The organism is Alicyclobacillus vulcanalis, from assembly GCF_900156755.1.
GTDB classification, from domain to species: Bacteria; Bacillota; Bacilli; order Alicyclobacillales; family Alicyclobacillaceae; genus Alicyclobacillus; species Alicyclobacillus vulcanalis.
On the sequence record NZ_FTOO01000014.1, the window covers coordinates 25,792 to 42,230 of the forward strand.

Here is a 16,439-nt window from a genome sequence, read left to right on the forward strand (position 1 = left end):
CAAATCACGTATTACATTAACCTACTTCTATCACAAACAAATAGGTATACGTTTTGGTGTACCTATATATACACTACACACTATATTCAAATACATAGAATCTAAACTTTACACACTTACTTGTGTGACGTAGGATAGGAACGGAGGTGGAACGTGTGGGGTGCACGATTAGTGTAGGGCTCCAAAAAGGTGGTGTAGGTAAATCTACGACCACTGCACTCACTTCATATATTCTCGCAGAACAAGGCCATCGGGTTCTCGCAGTCGACTTTGACTCCCAAGGCAACCTTACGCAACTTTTGACGCAACGAAGCCCGTACGATTTCGTACATCGCACAAGTTTAGAAGCATGCAAAGAACGAGACCCGCGGCCCTATATCCACTCCATCTCAGACAATCTGCATTTACTCCCGGCAGAGGACTTTTTGTCTCAATTCGACAAATGGATTTACACGGAAGTTCACGTATCTCAGCAAATGGTGATTCTGAAAAACACGCTCGACGTTGTAAAGAGCGATTATGACTATATTCTCATCGACCTCCCTCCCAACCTCGGAGGACTCACCTTAAACGGCGTATGTGCATCTGACTACTGTGTCGTCGTGTGCCAATCCGAACCTTTCGCGTACGATGCTCTCGACCGGTACATGGAGATTATTCAGGCTGCACAACAACGTGTAAATCCCAACCTTCGAATTGCTGGCATTTTAATCTCGTTGCTTGATGCTCGAACGGCCATTGGGAACTACATTACAGAACGCGTCCGCGAGGAGTACCAGGACTTCGTTTTCGACACAGTGATTCGGCGCAAATCTCGAATCATCGAATTTTCAGTGGAAGGGATAAGAATTCAAACCAAGGCCGACCGAGAAGCTATCGCCATGTATGAATCATTCGTGGAGGAGTTGAAAGCCCGTGTCAGCCGCTGACAAAAAGAAGCGTTTCGAAAGCCTCATGCCATCTCGGACAGAGACCCCACCCCACAAGTCTGAGGTCATTGACACACTTATGGGGCAAACCTCAAATGCGGATGATATAGGTACACCAAAAACTCGTACGGAATTCCTCCACGAAGAAACTATGTCTCATACGTCGGAAGTCGTTTATCCACCAATGTCCACTACAACCACCACGGACAACACCGGTACAACAGACAATTCGTTTGATATCGCCGCACGAATTCGAGCCTTCGAAGAACAACGCCGATCACGCCCAAGTTACGACGAGTTGTATACCAAGCATACGTTTCTCATTCGGAAAGACCTCATGGAGCGCTTGGAACGAGCTTCTGCAAGACACAGCAGGGGATTCAAGACGAGGTTCATCAACGAGCTGCTAGAAGCAGGATTAACTCAGTTGGAGTTAGAAGACTAGCCTCTGTCGAAAACGCTTGTTCACAGTCGAATAGGTTTGTGCTAGAATACCGATCAACAGCGAAGGAAATCGAGTATCAATGTGGTACTTGTATAGATAGCATCACAGCTGAGATTCAATGAGTTGAACGATAAAATCAAAGCCCTGGTAGAGCGGGCACTCCACCAGGGCTGTCACCAAGCGTTCTCGCACAACGCTGGGACATTTCTGCGAGTAGTATAACATGCGACAGATCTTATGTCTAGGTACGTAGGCATCTTTGGTCGTATGTTCTTACATTTGGACAACGCAGAGACCAGACGTTTGTGCTGAGAACGCGGCGTCTGGTCTCTTTTACATTTTGTTAGCAGTAAGGGAAGGGCGAAAAAATAAAGAAACTCCGAACGGCGGCCAAACCTCTCGGAGTTTCTCGTCCCATGAACACTTGTGTGGTCTAAGTATACCCAAAAACAACAGACCGCGCAACCCTCGTGCTGGCTTCCCCAGCCTGAGAATAATGGGACGCTTTCCTTCGCGAAGGAAAGTGTTTTTTCGTCCTCCACTCCAAGGAGGAACGAATATGGCTTATACCCCAGCAAAAGTCCGCAAAGGCTGGTCTGAAAACTGGTTCCGCTGCCCCAACAGTATCTACGACATCGACTACATCAGCGGCTACGCGAAAGCCGTCTACATCTTCCTTTGCCGTTGTGCCGACGGGGAAGGACAAAGTTTTCCGGGTTATAACGCGATCGCTAAAGCTATCGGATTTGGTCGTACCCGAACGATAGAAGCCATTAAGGAATTAGAACAGGCAGGCCTCCTAGTGAAAGAACACCGGAGAAACGAAGAGACAGGTGAATACTACAGCAATCTCTACACCGTGATTCACCCGGATGACGTTGCTTTTAGAGGGGGTATGTCGCCAGACGACATACCTATGTCGCCACACGGTATACCTATGTCGCGTGACGACACACCCCTGTCGCCAGACGACATACCTATGTCGCCACACGACAGACGTATGTCGCCAGACGGACGAGAAGTTAGATCTATAGATCAAGATCCACTTACAAAGACCTACATACACACACGGGGCCAAGCAGCTGCCACGTTGGCTACCAGCAACAGTGAGCACCTGACATCTAACACTGCACTTGAGGAAGTGTGTGAGACCGTAAATGAAGCGTTGATCCAGCTAGGCATAAGAGCTCAAAAGAAGACCCTGCTCAACTGGTTACAAATCGCGACGCCAGAAGAGGTGATTGAGGCAGCTTCTCTCGCTACTAGAGAGGGTGTCAAATCTCCAGCAGGCTACATCGGATCTGTTCTTCGCAACGGTCTAGTGCGAGTCGAGAAGGCAACAAAACACAAAGACCCTAGATACAATGAATTCTACAAGTTGTTTCCCTGAACTCCTTGAATACGGGTTATAACTGCAAGCCAGCACGAAACTACGGGCGACGGAGATGTCATATCACCGAGTGGAAAAAGAATACCGGGTAAAGGGTGGATTGCACTTCCTTCATCGTCTAAGAGAGATCTTTGCAGCTAAACGAGAATGGGTACTTCAGTGCAGAACCGGCGCGGAACGAAGCGATTGACTGAGGTGTGCCGTCGCTCCAAACTCACCGACGCACATGCGGGTTGCGCCAAGCGATTGCCGAGGTGCTCACGGGTGCCTCCTGGCAACGATGCAAAGTGCACGCACTGCGCAACGTGCTGAGTCAGGTGCCGAAGAAAGAGCAGGCGATGGTCGCATCCATCCTGCGGACGACCTTTGCCCAATCGTCCCAGGAGGCAGCTCACGAGCAACTCCGGCGCGTCGTGGGCGAATTGAAGGGACGATTCTCGAAGGCGATGGAGATCCTATCCGATGCGGAAGACGACGTATTGGCGTTCATGGCGCCGCCCTTTGAACACTGGCGGCAGATCTGCTCGACCCATCCGCTGGAGCGTCTGAATCGGGAGATGCGGAGGCGGATGGACGTCGTAGGCCTCTTCCCCAATCGTGAGGCCGTGCTACGACTCGCAGGCACCATTTTGCAAAAGCAGCACGAAGGGTGGATGGTGGCACGGCGGTACTTCAGCTTGGAGTGGATGGCCAAGTTGAAACCGAATCAGCCCCAACTTGCGGCAGCGGCATGGTTGCACAAATAGGCGCATACGGCGAGGTGATGCGACCATGCACACCGAGCTTTGACCCTCACGAATGAAAATCGACCGTCGAACGCCCGTTAAGGGCGTCCAAAGGACGAGCGAAGCGTCCCTTGACGGAGCGTGACGGAGGTCGATAAAGTTCGCCAAGGGTCAAAGCCGATAATGTCACACATAAGACACGCACGGCGAAATTCCGCCACTCGACGGGAAACTGTCCATACGGGCCAGTCATTAACCAAGCGTGTGTTTCGCGAGTTCCAATGTCCTCGTTGAAGAATGCCTAACGAATTCATACGGTGAGGTCTTCATATACGAGTACTTGACAATGGGCCACATTGTGAGTGGGGTTGACCATAATCAACATATCATATAATCTTAATATCAAAATAATCGGTGGTGATGCGTGTGAAGAAGCTTGTTATCGCGTCTTTAGCTGCCATTCTGCTTCTTGGAGGCTGTGGTACTGAGCCTCTGTCCCAAGAAACTGCCAAAAATTCCAGTACAGTCGGACAGATTTCATCGGGTTCGAACGATGCACATTCATTGTCATCCAATGGTTCACAAGTCCATGCTGATTCGAGCGTGAGTGTAGTCTCAAAAGCGCATGTATCGGACCAGAAGATCACTTTTGTTCTTCAGCCCGCTGAATCTTGCTGTCCTCCATTGTCCGGCGCTGACTTCCAACAGTTGATCATGCAACTTCCTGGTGTGGTCAAGGTAATAGCTGGTCCAGGCTTGCATATGGCAGTTTGGTACGATGCTAAAAAAACAAATCCGTCACAGATCGAAACGGAAATACTTGAATCTACAGGATACCAAGCACATTCCTGATAGGAGGATGCGATGGGGGCGACAAATCTTGGGCTTGTCTTTGTGGCTGGGATAGCAGCGGCGTTTAATCCCTGCGGGGTTGCGATGTTGCCGTCTTACGTGTCGTATTTAGTGGGTCATAGCGCTTCGGACGATACTTCCTACTGGCGAAGTGGGGTGCGTGGCGCAGTTGTCGGAGCTTGGATGACACTTGGGTTCTTGACGGTGTTTGTTTCGGTTGGTCTTGCAATCTCCGCAGTGGGGGAAGTTTTATATCAGCTTGTACCTTGGCTATCAACGGGTATTGGCGTACTCCTTGTTGTGATGGGAACCTTGATGTTACGGGGGCGCACTTTCGAAATCAACACCATGAAGTACACGGGCAATCTGGGGAGTCGTTTGAGGAGAGGTTCGGGTTGGTCCATGTTCATATATGGCATTCTTTATGCCATCGCGTCTCTAGGTTGCGCACTCCCTGTATTTCTGGTGTTGGTATCTCAGTCGGTCATCGTCGGTCGGTTGAGTGAGGCAATCCTTCATTTTATTTTATACTCCCTGGGGATGGGATTCGTTGTTGTGACACTGTCGGTATTAGCGATGATCTCTCAAGCATATGTAAGGACCCGGTTAAAGAAGATACTACCTTGGGTATCAAAGGTGAGCGGGATGATCATGATCGCGGCAGGTCTGTATATTTTGGATTATTGGATTTTGAAACATCATTTGTAAGGGGTGGTGACTGAGATGAAGGACCAGGGAAACGATACGGGTGGTCGAGATGTGTGGTCTATCCTTCCGTTACTGATCATGCCACTCATCTGCTGCGGTGGACCGGCGCTCGTAGCTTTGCTTGGAGCAACGGGGATAGGAGCTGTCTTTGCAGGTATCACAAAGTATTGGATTGTGGGGGGGATGCTCCTGGTGATCGCTGGTATAGTTTCAGTGTTGTTCGTACGTGGAAGGCATCGCCGGAGCATGGATTGTTGTGTTCCTAGGCAGGATCATCATCGCGACATGGATTGCTGCTCTCCAAAGCCATCTCACATAAACATTCATCTCGACGAAAAGGACAGGAATTAGGCTTCAAGTTCAATGATCACGGTATTTCGAGGGGGCACATAGAGATTGGACTGTTTGGGAACAGGGGGGCGCATGTCGAAAATGTTGATGACGCAGAGTCAAACAGAGATCTATGCAAAGTTCTTTCACGGCCTGTCAAATCCAACCCGATTGAAGATTGTGGAGATTTTGTTGGATGGAGAGCGAACGGTAAGTCAACTTGTCGAAGAAACTGGAGCGTCACAAAGTCAGGTATCGAATCAATTAGCCTGCCTTAAGTGGTGCGGGTATGTAACTGCGCGCCAAGAGGGGAAATACGTTTGGTATAAGGTTTCGGATGAAAGAGTCCGCACTCTGATAGAACTGGCTCGTGAAATCGTGGCGGACAATGCCGATCGTATCCAGACGTGCACCAAACTATGACCCATGCCTACGAAACGAGTGTGTAGACCTTAACGTAGAGGAGAACATTAGATGAGGCATTCGGCCAAGAATGAAATACGACTTGAGATTCAGGGAATGTCATGCGTCGACTGTGAACGTCATATCGTTCGTGCATTACAGAACATCGGTGCAGAAGATATCACTGCAGACTTTCGGCGAGGAGAAGCCAAGTTTTCTCTGAACGATCTCAATCGGCTGATGGACGCTCGAGAAGCGGTGATACAGGCCGGATATCAACCCGGAGATGCAACCCTTACTTGGATGCGACAGGGTCAAAGTGATACTGAACAGAACGGTCAATTTGATTATGACTTGCTCATCATTGGTTCCGGCGGAGCGGCCTTTTCGGCAGCCATTCAAGCGGTCTCGTATGGCGCGAAAGTAGCTATGGTTGAACGCGGGACGATCGGCGGAACATGTGTAAACATCGGTTGTGTTCCATCCAAGACCCTGCTACGCGCGGGTGAAATTAACCGCTTGGCGATGCAACATCCGTTCCAGGGACTTGCAACTAGTGCGGGACGAGTCGATCTAGGACAGCTGGTGAACCAGAAAAACGAACTCGTCGAACGATTGCGACAGAATAAGTATATAGACCTCATTGATGAGTACGGCTTCATGATGATTCGTGGCGAAGCACGGTTTGTGGACCCGCGGACCGTAGAAGTGAACGGAAACCGGATTTCGGCGCGTTTCTTTCTCATTGCCACAGGCGCATCTCCGGATGTTCCTGACATTCCGGGGCTGCGGGATGTGGATTACCTTGTCAGTACAACGGCCTTGGAATTGCGTGAAGTTCCAAAGCGCTTAGCTGTCATTGGTTCGGGCTATATCGCGATGGAGTTAGGTCAATGGCTTCATAACCTGGGATCCGAAGTTGTGCTTATGCAGCGAGGGCAACGGGTGCTTAAATCGTACGATTCTGAAATATCCGAGGCTATCACACGCGCGTTCACCGAACAAGGGATTGAAATCATTACAGGGGCGACGTTTCAACGCGTAGAACAGAAAGGCAACGTCAAACGTGTTTACATCACCGTAGACGGAGAGGAAAAGGTTATTGAGGCAGAGGCTTTGCTGGTGGCCACTGGACGCAAACCGAATACGGATTCATTGAATCTACAAGCTGCGAATGTTCAGCTAGGTCCACGGGGTGAAGTGTTGGTTGATGAGTATCTGCAAACATCCAACCCGTATATCTATGCTGCCGGCGACGTGACGATGGGACCACAGTTTGTATATGTGGCGGCGTATCAAGGAGCTATTGCAGCTGAAAACGCCCTGAGCGGGAACAGACGTCGCGCGGATCTTTCGGTAGTTCCGGCGGTAACCTTTACTCATCCCTCTGTGGCCACAGTGGGTATGACAGAGGAACAGGCCAAACGAGCGGGTTATGAAGTGCTGACTTCTGTGCTGCCACTCGATGCAGTGCCAAGGGCGCTGGCCAATCGGGAAACGAACGGCGTATTCAAGCTGGTAGCTGATGCTACTAGCAGAAAGCTATTGGGAGCTCATGTGGTAGCTGAAAATGCAGGTGATGTGATCTATGCGGCGCTTCTCGCTGTGAAATTTGGCCTCACGATTGAGGATTTGAATTCGACGCTGGCGCCGTATTTAACCATGGCAGAAGGTCTAAAGCTGGCGACACTGACGTTTGACAAGGATGTGGCGAAGTTGTCGTGCTGTGCCGGATAAGAAGGACAATGAAAAGCAGGAGATGATGAAGGTGGAAACCAAGTTTCAGAACATTGCGTACCGGCTTGCCAAATCGTTCGATCAGCCAGGAGAAACACGTTCTTTGAAGTGGATTATGCGTCCACTGCTACAATTGATCACGAGAGGTATGCCCGTTTCCGTTGAGGACATTGCATCCGAAACGGGCAAATCTGTTGACGAGATCCGGGACACGCTTTCCGCATTACCTAGTGTTGAACTGGACGAACAAGGCCGGGTTATCGGATGTGGTCTCACTCTCGTCCCGACTCCTCATCGCTTTTGGGTGGAAGAGAAGCAACTTTATACCTGGTGCGCTCTTGACACACTCATGTTCCCGCAACTCATAGGTCGTTCGGCCTACATCGAGTCGCCGTGTCACAGCTCCGGAACGCCCGTACGATTGACGGTGGAACCTGAACGCATTGTCAGCGTCGTTCCTTCCTCGGCCGTCGTGTCGATTGTGACTCCGGATGATATGTCATCGGTCAGGTCGGCTTTTTGTAATGAGGTTCACTATTTTAGCTCAGCTAGCAAGGCCCAGAAATGGCTAGACCAACATCCAGGGGCAAGTGTGGTATCCGTAGAGGATGCTTTTGAGCTCGGTCGCCTCTTGGGAAGACAATTTGAGAATGGTTTCGATATGCAGTCATGCTGCGACGTGTAGTAATGAGTAGTTCAAGTTGGGCATTTGGTGGGGATACGCGCCTCTTCGTTCAGCCGCCCAACCGATTTCATCTTCTCATCCAAGGGGACAGTATGTCTAACACGTCCTGCGGGTCGTTTGGGGGATATCGGGAGATGATAATGAAGTGCCGAGTTGTTGTAGCGTGATAGTGACCAAATTTCATGTCCTAGTAATTGGTGTGCATCGTATGCCGGGATTTCCGCCATGCTTTCGGCCGCATCCTACCCAGGTCAAGTAGCGTTGATAGATGAAATGGGTGTGCATGAACGTTTGAAACAATATTTTTATACATTTTCCGATGATAATTATATGCATTTTTTGTGTGAGCCTTTTGCAGAATGACGGATTCCATTGCGAGCGAAAACGACGCACACTTCTCGTGAAAGATAACGTATTCCATAAAAATCCTTTTCTGCTGTGTGGATAGATCACGCCCCTTCGGTAGTGTTCGTTCGAATCATCAGGTTAAGCTCAAGTTTGACAGTCCTCTTGATATGACGCGGATTGTAGGGGCAAGTTTGCACCACACGCACGTTAGCCCCGCGTAGCTGCGGGGCTCGTTCGAGAGCGATTTGTCTTGTGGCATCTTGTGCCGTCACTCGGTCCGCGTCGTGGATGAGGCTTTCGTCACCGACAAGGTCTTGTTCGGTGTCGGGATGCCCAAGTTCGCGAGGATGGTCTTCACTTGGTCTGTCGCTTTGGTCACGCTGACGAACTCCTTGTCTAAGAACGTGGCGCGTACCGCTTTCCAGCGTCTGAGTTCCCGTACGATGGCTTCGCCGGTGTACCACCGCGACTCGAGTTCGGCGAGCATGTTGGCTCGATCCTCAACGCACGCAAAGCGTTCTGCCGCTGCCTTGTCGCAGGCCCATTGGCGGCGATAGAGCACTTGCATCTCCTGCTCGAAGAGGTAGGCCAGCACGCAGACGAAGATGTGCCCACGAATCCGCCGCTCATTCCAGTGATAGACTGGCCCGACATCCAGGAAATTTTTGATCTGGTGAAACGCTCGTTCGATCCCCATCAGCGTCTTGTACGATTGGACCACATCCGCTGCTGGCAAATCCGTATTGGTTCGAATCAGGAACTTTCCGTCGCGCAGGGCTTCCTTGTTCAAGGCGTCCTCATCGCGCCGATACGTCAGGATGCCGTTCTTGTAGTCGACCTGAAAGAACGCTTCCACCCCTTTTCGGGTTAACAGGTCGGCCACCTTGAGCATGACGCCTTTGTCCGTCGGCTTTCGCCCGCGTTTCGGTTTCGCCAAGCTCTCCGCCAAGGCTTTCAGACCCGCTTCAGCCTCCTCCAGCGCGCTCTCTCGAAACGCGGCATCCTGACGTGCTTTCTCCGGGTTGTAGCAAAGGATGTAGCGGACGCCTTCCGCCCTTTCGACGTCGTCCACGCTTGTGGCAGGCACCTCGAGGTAGCGCAAGTTGTCTTTCAGTTCATGGTAGGCGTGGATGTCCGCAAACTGTTCCAGCAACGCGTCGCTCACGATGCGTCCACGTTTGTGAAATCCGACGATGTAGGGGAATCCGGCGTCCGCCATCAGGGCCATGTTCGCTTCCGTCAGCATGCCACGGTCCCCCACGAACACGCACTGCTCGACCGCGAAGTCTTCTTTCAGACGTTTCAAGATGTCAGGCACGGTTTGCTTGTCGGATACATTGCCTGCGAACACTTCGTGGGTGATGGGGATGCCTTCTGGGGTCACCAGGAGCCCAAGCTCCACCTGCTCGAGGTCGGGGCGATGCGTGCGGGAATACCCATGCTCTCCCAGGGGACAGGCGTGCCCGTAGAGATGAGTGCTGGTCAGGTCATACAGAACCAACGAGAGCCTAAAGTTCAGCAAGTCTGTCAGTCGCCCGTACAACACACGTTCCAGTTGAGGCTTGATGTCCACGAGGTAGTCGAGCGCTCGATAGAAGTGCTGAAGCTGCCACGGTTCCCCGCCCCAGTCCGGCAGGTAGAGATCGTCCAGCGTGTGAAAGAGGCGAAGCTTACTCGAGGGATCGACGAGCCGATGAATGACCATGGCCTGGACGTACCGCGCGACGTCAAAGGTGACCTCGCGGTCACGCAAGGCGTCAGAATGGCCTCGGTGAGCCCGAGTTGGTTCCACAAAAATTGCACCACATACGGAACGCCGAAATGGAGCACCTGCTGGACGTCGAAGTCTTCGAGCGAACCGGTGGTGCGATGCTGTAGGAGAGACTCGAGGGTCCGGATAATCTGTTCAATTTCGCGCTCAGAATATTGGCTGATGTTGCCCAGGCTTGCGACACGCCGCTTCTTGACCGTCCGACCTTCGCGGTAGGACTCAACGATGTGGAGATACTTGTAGGTCTTACCGTCGGGCTTCTTTGTGGATACAATTTGCGCGAACAAGGGGACCACCACCGCGAATATTTATATCCACAATCATAGTGCATAGATCCTTATGTATCAACGATTACACGAAAAAAGTTTGACCTACATTTTCGGAAACAAAACGCCCCCAAACACCGAAAAAACCGCGCCGTAGCGCGGTTCCGACGTTCCGATGAGGCGTCTTACTGTCAAACTTGAGATCAAGGGGTCGGAGTGAAACAAAGGTACACTATATACGTATACCAAAGTAAATGTGGAACACATATATACTAAACAACCATCATAACCCAATCCTTGCCGCCGCATTTGATCGAAACAAGTTGCTATCTCGGATATATCTCCGCACCATCATCGGGCTTTTATGTCCCGTCTGTGCCATGATGTCTCGCTCCGATACGCCTACCATCGCCGCTGATGTGGCGAGGCCGACGCGCAGGCTGTGTCCAGCATAATGGCGCTGATCGAGTCCTATCAGTCGAACATATCTCTTCACAATGCGCGCCACAGTCTTGTCAGACAGGCGCGCGTCGCGGACATCGTGGGCTTTGCTCACTGGGCGAAAGAGTGGCCCGGATTCAATGCTCGTCGTGGTCAGCCACGCTTGCAGTGCACGCACCGGGCAGGTCTCGATGAACGATCCATAGGGGATGCCCACTTTCCGACCTTCGCCCTCCTGGTCAGTCTTGCTCCTGCGCAAGGTGATCACAAGCCCCTCACGCACGAACTCGACGTCCTCGACATTCAGAGCCACGATCTCCGAGCGTCGGAATGCACCGGCGAACCCGATCAACAGAAGTGCCCGATCTCGCAGACCCATGAGGTCGTTTGGCGCGTGTTGAAGCATTCGGCGCAAATCCTCTACTAAAATAGGAAGTTTCCCGTGAGGTGCCACACCAAGCGTATTGCGAATGCCACGCCAAACCGCTCGCACCGTCTCGTCGGAGGTGGGGGAGGGGAAGCCTTTTGTTCGGTGGGCGAGACCAATCGAAATCATATGCCGCCCGATCGTACTGGTTCGATAGCCTCGATCAGCCATGTCGGATAGGTAGAGCGCTACCGTCTTCGGCTCGGCGGGCAGGGAAGAGAGGTGGCGTTCGTCGCACCAGGTGCAGAACGAGCGCCAGTCGGATTGGTAGGCCCGAACCGTATTTCGTGCTTTAGAGTTCAGAACATACTTGTTGGCGCTTGCAGATAACTCGGTCAATCCAACGTGTATCGTGGAGGATGCGTTAGTATCCATGATTTCCTGCATGATGCGATCGCTCCTTCAACCTCAGAGGTCTTGAAAAACCACGTTTTCGATTCGAGTCATCTTCCTGTCGAATGTCGCGACTTCAAAACGGTGATTCCGAGCCAGCGCAATGAGGTAGGCGTCGGCAAAATCCAATCGATGTTCGACGTAAATGTCTAGACCGTCTAATACCGTCATGAGGGCTTCACATTGGACCCCTTCGTGAGTCAAGACGGGGATCAGGTGAGAGGCAATGAGCTCCTTTGAAAACTGATAGACTTTTCCCTCCAGGACGTAACAGCATTCCGCCACAATCATCGGATCAATGACCAACTTGATTTCACCCTGTTCAGCTTTCATGAACAGGTTCGTAGCTGCTGGCGAATGGTGGGGATGGTCGTCAAGTAGAAAACGCAGAATTACGTTAGTGTCTAACAAAACGGATTTCACTTTGCATCACCACCCTCGATTGAAGATGGCGAATCTGTCTGCTGTAATTCGCTCGCCATTCGCTGAGCAAGTTCGTCATACGTAATTCGCCTCGCTTCTTCGAGTGGGACATATGGAATCATTTTACCTGATGCTCTTGCAAGCGACCCTGCGAGTTGCTGGGCGGATATTCGAGGGATACGACGAATCACCACTTCCCCATTCGGTTTTTGATGAAAAAGGAGCTTATCTCCCGGTTGCAGACCAAGTGCTTCCCGAAGCTCGCTTGGTACTGTGATTTGATATTTGGGTGACACTTTGACGATTGACATCATTTTTGCACACCTTCTCCCCAAGCGGATATTTGCTTGCATGTATTATACGTCTTCCGAGGTCCTGATCGCACGACGATGCTGAAGATAACTTACAATCACAAATCGTAAAATGATGTCCGATAATGCCCGATTATCGGACATCAAAAATGGCGTAATGTTGGCCTAGAACCCCGTCCGTCGATCCGATACACTCAAGGTGGACACGTCGCGAGGAGTTGGCCACATGAAGCCTGATGACCCTGTATTCGAAATCTTATCTCGTGTATGGGAAGAAAAGAGACGACTTCCTAAAGTGTCGGATTATCGACGGATAGCTCGAAAACGACAAACGGAGCCGCCGGACCATGTGATTCAGCGCTACGGAACTTGGTCGCGGGTTCTGGAGGAATTTTTCCAAGCGTATTTCACGCTGCACGGTTATCCGACCATCCCGGATTATCTCTTCGGCGCGCTCTTCTCGCGCGCGAAGGTGGTGCGCGACAAACGCGGGCGATGGTATCTTCGCTTTGTGTCGGATGATACCTCACAGATCGAGCTCTTGCGCTCGTTCATGCGTCGATCTTCCGCCACGCTTGTCAACCGCGGCAAACCGAGTTTGTACTTGCGCTGTTACGACGTAGATCTCATCTGCGCATATGAGCATGCCTGCAAAACGGAACCTGTGTTTCGACCGACGGTCGATTTTGTACGCGGGTACATCGACACGCATAGCCATTTTCGCAAGGATCCATCAGGACGGGACCGGTTGACGCTCACAGGGCCGCTGGTGCCGGAATGTCACGACTTTCTCGTTGCGCTTGGGGCGCGGAATACACGGGTGAGTCGAGTGAAGGATTCGTACCGAATGAACGTTCATGCGGGCAGCTTGCGACGCATTCGTGAAGCCCTGTATCCGCCGGGTTGTGTGTGCAATCCGGAGATACGCGCGAGGATTTTCACAGTATAAGGAATCGGCCTGCCGAAGCGCGAACGCTTGCGACAGGCCGAATCGTTAATGCGATTGTTTCCGCGCAAGTTCTTCGATCTCTTGCTTAGTTAGCCCCGTGGTATCCGAGATGTCTTCAACAGACATGCCTTTACGAAGCATGTTCAGAGCGATTTCCATGCGTTCTTCCATACGCCCCACCATGCGACCTTCCTCGCGACCTTCCTCGTACAGCTCTTCCGCCAGCTTCGACACGTTTCTCAGCTCCTTTCGAAGTAGTGCCCGTTGTTCCTCGGTGAGACCCTGATCGCCAAGCACGAGAATCGCACTCACGACCAAATCCCGTTCGGTCTCATCCGGCACTTGAGGAATGAGTTCACGCACTCGCTCGAACGCATGCGCCTGATTCTCCAAGCGCATGTTGAGGGCTAGGCCTAATCGCATCCGGTCGCCAGGCTCCCACTGTCCAGCACGCAGGTGATGCTCGACTTCATTCAGCGCTTGGTCACCGTCGAGGTGTCGCAGAAATACATTCTCGACGCGGTAGAGTGCTGTCCCGATGTCGAGCTCATCTGGCGCGCTCGCGACACTCGCGTGGTACAAGACAACCGTGCGAATCCTCGTCCGGTGTTCGTTCGCCAAGCGTGCGTCGTATTCCAAAAAGCGATGCAACGTCGACTCGCGCTTCGTCTGAAACTCCAAGTGAAACAGGTTTCCGTCGACCGTCCGCCACACACGATCCATGCGCAGCGTGTTGGCGGGAAGTTCGGTTGCAAAAGGCTCCACCAGGTCCACACCGTGCACGCCCAATACATCGAGAGCGCCGCCGGATAAGGAGCGGGTGAGGGCCTTCATTAACGTATCCTGAACCGGCATGTGTACACTCCTTTGCTTTCAGTATATGGGATTGCCGAGACTCCGGCAATCCCGCGGTGGCTTAGCTTGCTTTTCGACGCTGTGCCCGTTTGTGCATACGGGCCACGTGGCGGACAAATTGATCGACAAAGGTCTGTTCGTCCTCTCGAAGCAGGCGATTGCGTTCGCCACGCGCTTGGATGAGCGCACTGTCTCTCATTTCCACGGTACAGTACGGCGTATCCGGGGCGGAGACTCGTCGCATCAAGAACAGGTTGGTCTCTCCTGAAGCGTACTTCGCCGCATAGCTACCGACGCAGTGGTGAAGAGCTTGTCCTTCGTCGAAGAGCTCCTGCACACTGCGCGCCGGCCGAATCATGAAATGTTCGTCCGTGTAACCGAACGGCTCCAACTCGGCCAAGCGGGCTTGAATTTGCGCGTTAAGGCGTTCGTCCCGTTTGATACGCACACGTCGCATCATCTCATCGTGCATTTCGCGGAGGTTCGACGGGAACACGTTCCTCGTCGTGTTGAGCGGAATCCCGAGTTCCGAACAAAAACGGAGGTAGTCGATCCACTCGATGAGCGCATAGCTGATCGAACGGTACTCGCCTTTGCGGAGTTGCTTGAGAAGGTACTTTGCGATCTCGACTTCGGACGCGAGTGATGCTCGAACCTGGATCTCTCTCCAGTGATGAGGGATCAGCAGTTCGCGCAGAAGATGGGCTTCTTCCGGTGACACCTTCCACCCCAGGCGTCTCCACGTCTGGTAGCTTCGGAGCGACAGCGGCTCGATGACGTCCGCCAGCTTGCGGAAGGCGTGGACATCCGCGCGTGGCATGCGAAGGACCTGTTCCATCGTTCTGCCGCGCCAGTGAATGGCCCCGAACGTGCGGAGACCGTCCAACTTTGCCATCACCAATCTCGAAAAGCCGAGTTTGGTCAGATACTCGACGCACGGGTATCTGCTGGCCAGGTCGAAGAAGGTGAGGAGTGTGTTGTACTGATCGCAATACGTCTCCCAGCCGCTGTACTGAAGAGGTGTTCCGGCCACTGCGGTTTGGATGCTCTCGTGCGAACACCAGACGTCGACGGTGCGCCAACCCATCATGCCAACGGGCAGCGCATGAACGTTCCGGCGCGGTTGCCACTCGCCGGACCAGTTCAAGCGCATCATGCTGCCGCCGCGCCCAGGCGCAAACACGTACCGGGCGCGTGGCTCAAATTTCGTCTCCACGTCATGGAAATCGCCAGAGTAGTCCCGCCAGGCGTAGTACCAGGTCGCGACCGTCGTTTGGGCATCGACCATCGACTTCTCGTACCACACGATGTAGGCGGTATCGATCAAGTGTCTACGCCCGCGGCCGCGATGTTTGACTACGCACGTCGATCCACATTGGCGACACGTCGCTTGTTCGTTATGCCGATAGGTGTCCTTGCCCGAACCGAGCGGATAGGTTTCGCGGCAATGCGTGCAGTACGCCATCTGAACCTTTCCGTCGCGCCAGACAAACAGGTAGCGACTCCTGAGGAACGCGACGTCTCGTGCGTACTCGATCAGCGCTGCGCTGGGTTCCGTCGGAAAATGCGCGAAGAAGTCGTGGCTCACAGGGCCTCGCCTCCTTCCGCATCGTCGAAGAGCGAAAGTTGGGTTAAAGCTGGCGCCGTCGACTTCTTGGACGCTTGGGCTGATTTGGCCGACGTTACGCGTGTCGGTGCGGCGACTCGGGCGGGCGGTTGTGGCTCGGGCGGAATCTCGAAGGGCTTGCCGTCCCAACAATCAAAATATTGGAGGACGATGCCGAATCCGTCCGCGTCTGAAATTACGGCCACATTGCCCACACGCTGCGTTTCCGCGTAACGTCGCATGGTGTCAAGGCTTTTGAGGATGGTTTTCTCTTCCTCGAGGAGGTTCTTCGCGTGTTCCGGGTGCTGTTCGAGGTGCACCAACAAAAAGCGTCCGATCACCTGGACATACGGATGATGCTCGTTGGCGTTCATTTCAGCCGTGATTTTCTCAACAGCCTTTTCGTACATATCGATTCGCTCCTTTGCCCATCCCCGACGTCACGG

Annotated in this window: 14 protein-coding genes and 2 pseudogenes; 9 read left to right on the forward strand and 7 right to left on the reverse strand. The window is 52.6% G+C overall.

All coding sequences use genetic code 11. The annotated features are described in order from the left end of the window. Nucleotides 1-146 precede the first annotated feature (146 nt). The 8 genes and pseudogenes from BW934_RS13435 to merB all read left to right on the forward strand — a co-directional run bounded on the left by BW934_RS13435 (nucleotide 147) and on the right by merB (nucleotide 8,203). A complete protein-coding gene (locus tag BW934_RS13435) occupies nucleotides 147-929 on the forward strand; it encodes a ParA family protein (RefSeq protein ID WP_234969825.1) in 783 nt (260 codons plus the stop codon). Between the two features lie 1,004 nt (nucleotides 930-1,933). Next, on the forward strand, nucleotides 1,934-2,764 hold the full coding sequence (locus BW934_RS13445) for a helix-turn-helix domain-containing protein (protein ID WP_076348973.1): 831 nt from the start codon (nucleotides 1,934-1,936) through the stop codon (nucleotides 2,762-2,764). Nucleotides 2,765-2,994: 230 nt separating this feature from the next. Beyond that, a pseudogene (locus BW934_RS13450) lies at nucleotides 2,995-3,510 on the forward strand (transposase); the annotation flags it as partial. A 405-nt stretch (nucleotides 3,511-3,915) separates the two neighbouring features. Further along, nucleotides 3,916-4,341, forward strand: a complete 426-nt coding sequence (locus BW934_RS14860) for a hypothetical protein (protein ID WP_143232666.1) — start codon at nucleotides 3,916-3,918, stop codon at nucleotides 4,339-4,341. A 12-nt stretch (nucleotides 4,342-4,353) separates the two neighbouring features. Further along, the gene (locus BW934_RS13455) at nucleotides 4,354-5,049 is read left to right on the forward strand and encodes a cytochrome c biogenesis CcdA family protein (protein WP_076348975.1); all 696 of its coding nucleotides are present in this window, start codon (nucleotides 4,354-4,356) and stop codon (nucleotides 5,047-5,049) included. A gap of 423 nt (nucleotides 5,050-5,472) precedes the next feature. Then, complete coding sequence (locus BW934_RS13460) at nucleotides 5,473-5,802, forward strand: ArsR/SmtB family transcription factor (RefSeq protein WP_008340868.1); 330 nt, start codon at nucleotides 5,473-5,475, stop codon at nucleotides 5,800-5,802. Between the two features lie 51 nt (nucleotides 5,803-5,853). Beyond that, nucleotides 5,854-7,518, forward strand: coding sequence for a mercury(II) reductase (gene merA / locus BW934_RS13465; RefSeq protein ID WP_076348977.1), 1,665 nt, complete (start codon nucleotides 5,854-5,856; stop codon nucleotides 7,516-7,518). A 25-nt stretch (nucleotides 7,519-7,543) separates the two neighbouring features. Further along, the gene (gene merB / locus BW934_RS13470) at nucleotides 7,544-8,203 is read left to right on the forward strand and encodes an organomercurial lyase MerB (protein ID WP_076349025.1); all 660 of its coding nucleotides are present in this window, start codon (nucleotides 7,544-7,546) and stop codon (nucleotides 8,201-8,203) included. Between the two features lie 616 nt (nucleotides 8,204-8,819). Here the strand turns inward: merB and BW934_RS13475 are convergent. The 4 genes and pseudogenes from BW934_RS13475 to BW934_RS13490 all read right to left on the reverse strand — a co-directional run bounded on the left by BW934_RS13475 (nucleotide 8,820) and on the right by BW934_RS13490 (nucleotide 12,586). Then, nucleotides 8,820-10,618, reverse strand: a pseudogene (locus tag BW934_RS13475) (IS1634 family transposase). A 253-nt stretch (nucleotides 10,619-10,871) separates the two neighbouring features. Then, nucleotides 10,872-11,843, reverse strand: coding sequence for a site-specific integrase (locus BW934_RS13480; RefSeq protein WP_076348979.1), 972 nt, complete (start codon nucleotides 11,841-11,843; stop codon nucleotides 10,872-10,874). A gap of 21 nt (nucleotides 11,844-11,864) precedes the next feature. Next, nucleotides 11,865-12,272, reverse strand: a complete 408-nt coding sequence (locus BW934_RS13485; protein WP_076348981.1) for a PIN domain-containing protein — start codon at nucleotides 12,270-12,272, stop codon at nucleotides 11,865-11,867. Then, nucleotides 12,269-12,586: an AbrB/MazE/SpoVT family DNA-binding domain-containing protein gene (locus BW934_RS13490; RefSeq protein WP_076348983.1), complete on the reverse strand. Its 318-nt coding sequence runs from the start codon at nucleotides 12,584-12,586 to the stop codon at nucleotides 12,269-12,271. The genes BW934_RS13485 and BW934_RS13490 overlap by 4 nt, the downstream gene beginning before the upstream one ends. Before the next feature lie 346 nt (nucleotides 12,587-12,932). Here BW934_RS13490 and BW934_RS13495 point away from each other — a divergent pair, with 346 nt between their 5' ends. Beyond that, nucleotides 12,933-13,532: a hypothetical protein gene (locus BW934_RS13495; RefSeq protein WP_234969828.1), complete on the forward strand. Its 600-nt coding sequence runs from the start codon at nucleotides 12,933-12,935 to the stop codon at nucleotides 13,530-13,532. A gap of 45 nt (nucleotides 13,533-13,577) precedes the next feature. Here BW934_RS13495 and BW934_RS13500 read toward each other — a convergent pair whose 3' ends face one another. From BW934_RS13500 to BW934_RS13510, 3 genes are all read right to left on the reverse strand, one after another. After that, the gene (locus tag BW934_RS13500; RefSeq protein WP_015759729.1) at nucleotides 13,578-14,387 is read right to left on the reverse strand and encodes an RpnC/YadD family protein; all 810 of its coding nucleotides are present in this window, start codon (nucleotides 14,385-14,387) and stop codon (nucleotides 13,578-13,580) included. Between the two features lie 61 nt (nucleotides 14,388-14,448). After that, nucleotides 14,449-15,975 carry a PcfJ domain-containing protein gene (locus BW934_RS13505; protein WP_076348987.1) on the reverse strand — a complete coding sequence of 509 codons (1,527 nt, stop codon included), beginning with the start codon at nucleotides 15,973-15,975 and terminating at the stop codon, nucleotides 14,449-14,451. Further along, nucleotides 15,972-16,403 carry a hypothetical protein gene (locus BW934_RS13510; RefSeq protein WP_076348989.1) on the reverse strand — a complete coding sequence of 144 codons (432 nt, stop codon included), beginning with the start codon at nucleotides 16,401-16,403 and terminating at the stop codon, nucleotides 15,972-15,974. The genes BW934_RS13505 and BW934_RS13510 overlap by 4 nt, the downstream gene beginning before the upstream one ends. Nucleotides 16,404-16,439: the final 36 nt, after the last annotated feature.

Excerpts from the sequence above, each read along its gene's own strand:
- merB (WP_076349025.1), top strand. The coding sequence starts at position 7,544 with ATGAAGGTGGAAACCAAGTTTCAGAACATTGCGTACCGGCTTGCCAAA.
- BW934_RS13500 (WP_015759729.1), bottom strand. The coding sequence starts at position 14,387 with ATGCCGGTTCAGGATACGTTAATGAAGGCCCTCACCCGCTCCTTATCC.
- BW934_RS13490 (WP_076348983.1), bottom strand. The coding sequence starts at position 12,586 with ATGATGTCAATCGTCAAAGTGTCACCCAAATATCAAATCACAGTACCA.
- BW934_RS13460 (WP_008340868.1), top strand. The coding sequence starts at position 5,473 with ATGTCGAAAATGTTGATGACGCAGAGTCAAACAGAGATCTATGCAAAG.
- BW934_RS13510 (WP_076348989.1), bottom strand. The coding sequence starts at position 16,403 with ATGTACGAAAAGGCTGTTGAGAAAATCACGGCTGAAATGAACGCCAAC.
- BW934_RS13445 (WP_076348973.1), top strand. The coding sequence starts at position 1,934 with ATGGCTTATACCCCAGCAAAAGTCCGCAAAGGCTGGTCTGAAAACTGG.
- BW934_RS13480 (WP_076348979.1), bottom strand. The coding sequence starts at position 11,843 with ATGCAGGAAATCATGGATACTAACGCATCCTCCACGATACACGTTGGA.
- merA (WP_076348977.1), top strand. The coding sequence starts at position 5,854 with ATGAGGCATTCGGCCAAGAATGAAATACGACTTGAGATTCAGGGAATG.
- BW934_RS13455 (WP_076348975.1), top strand. The coding sequence starts at position 4,354 with ATGGGGGCGACAAATCTTGGGCTTGTCTTTGTGGCTGGGATAGCAGCG.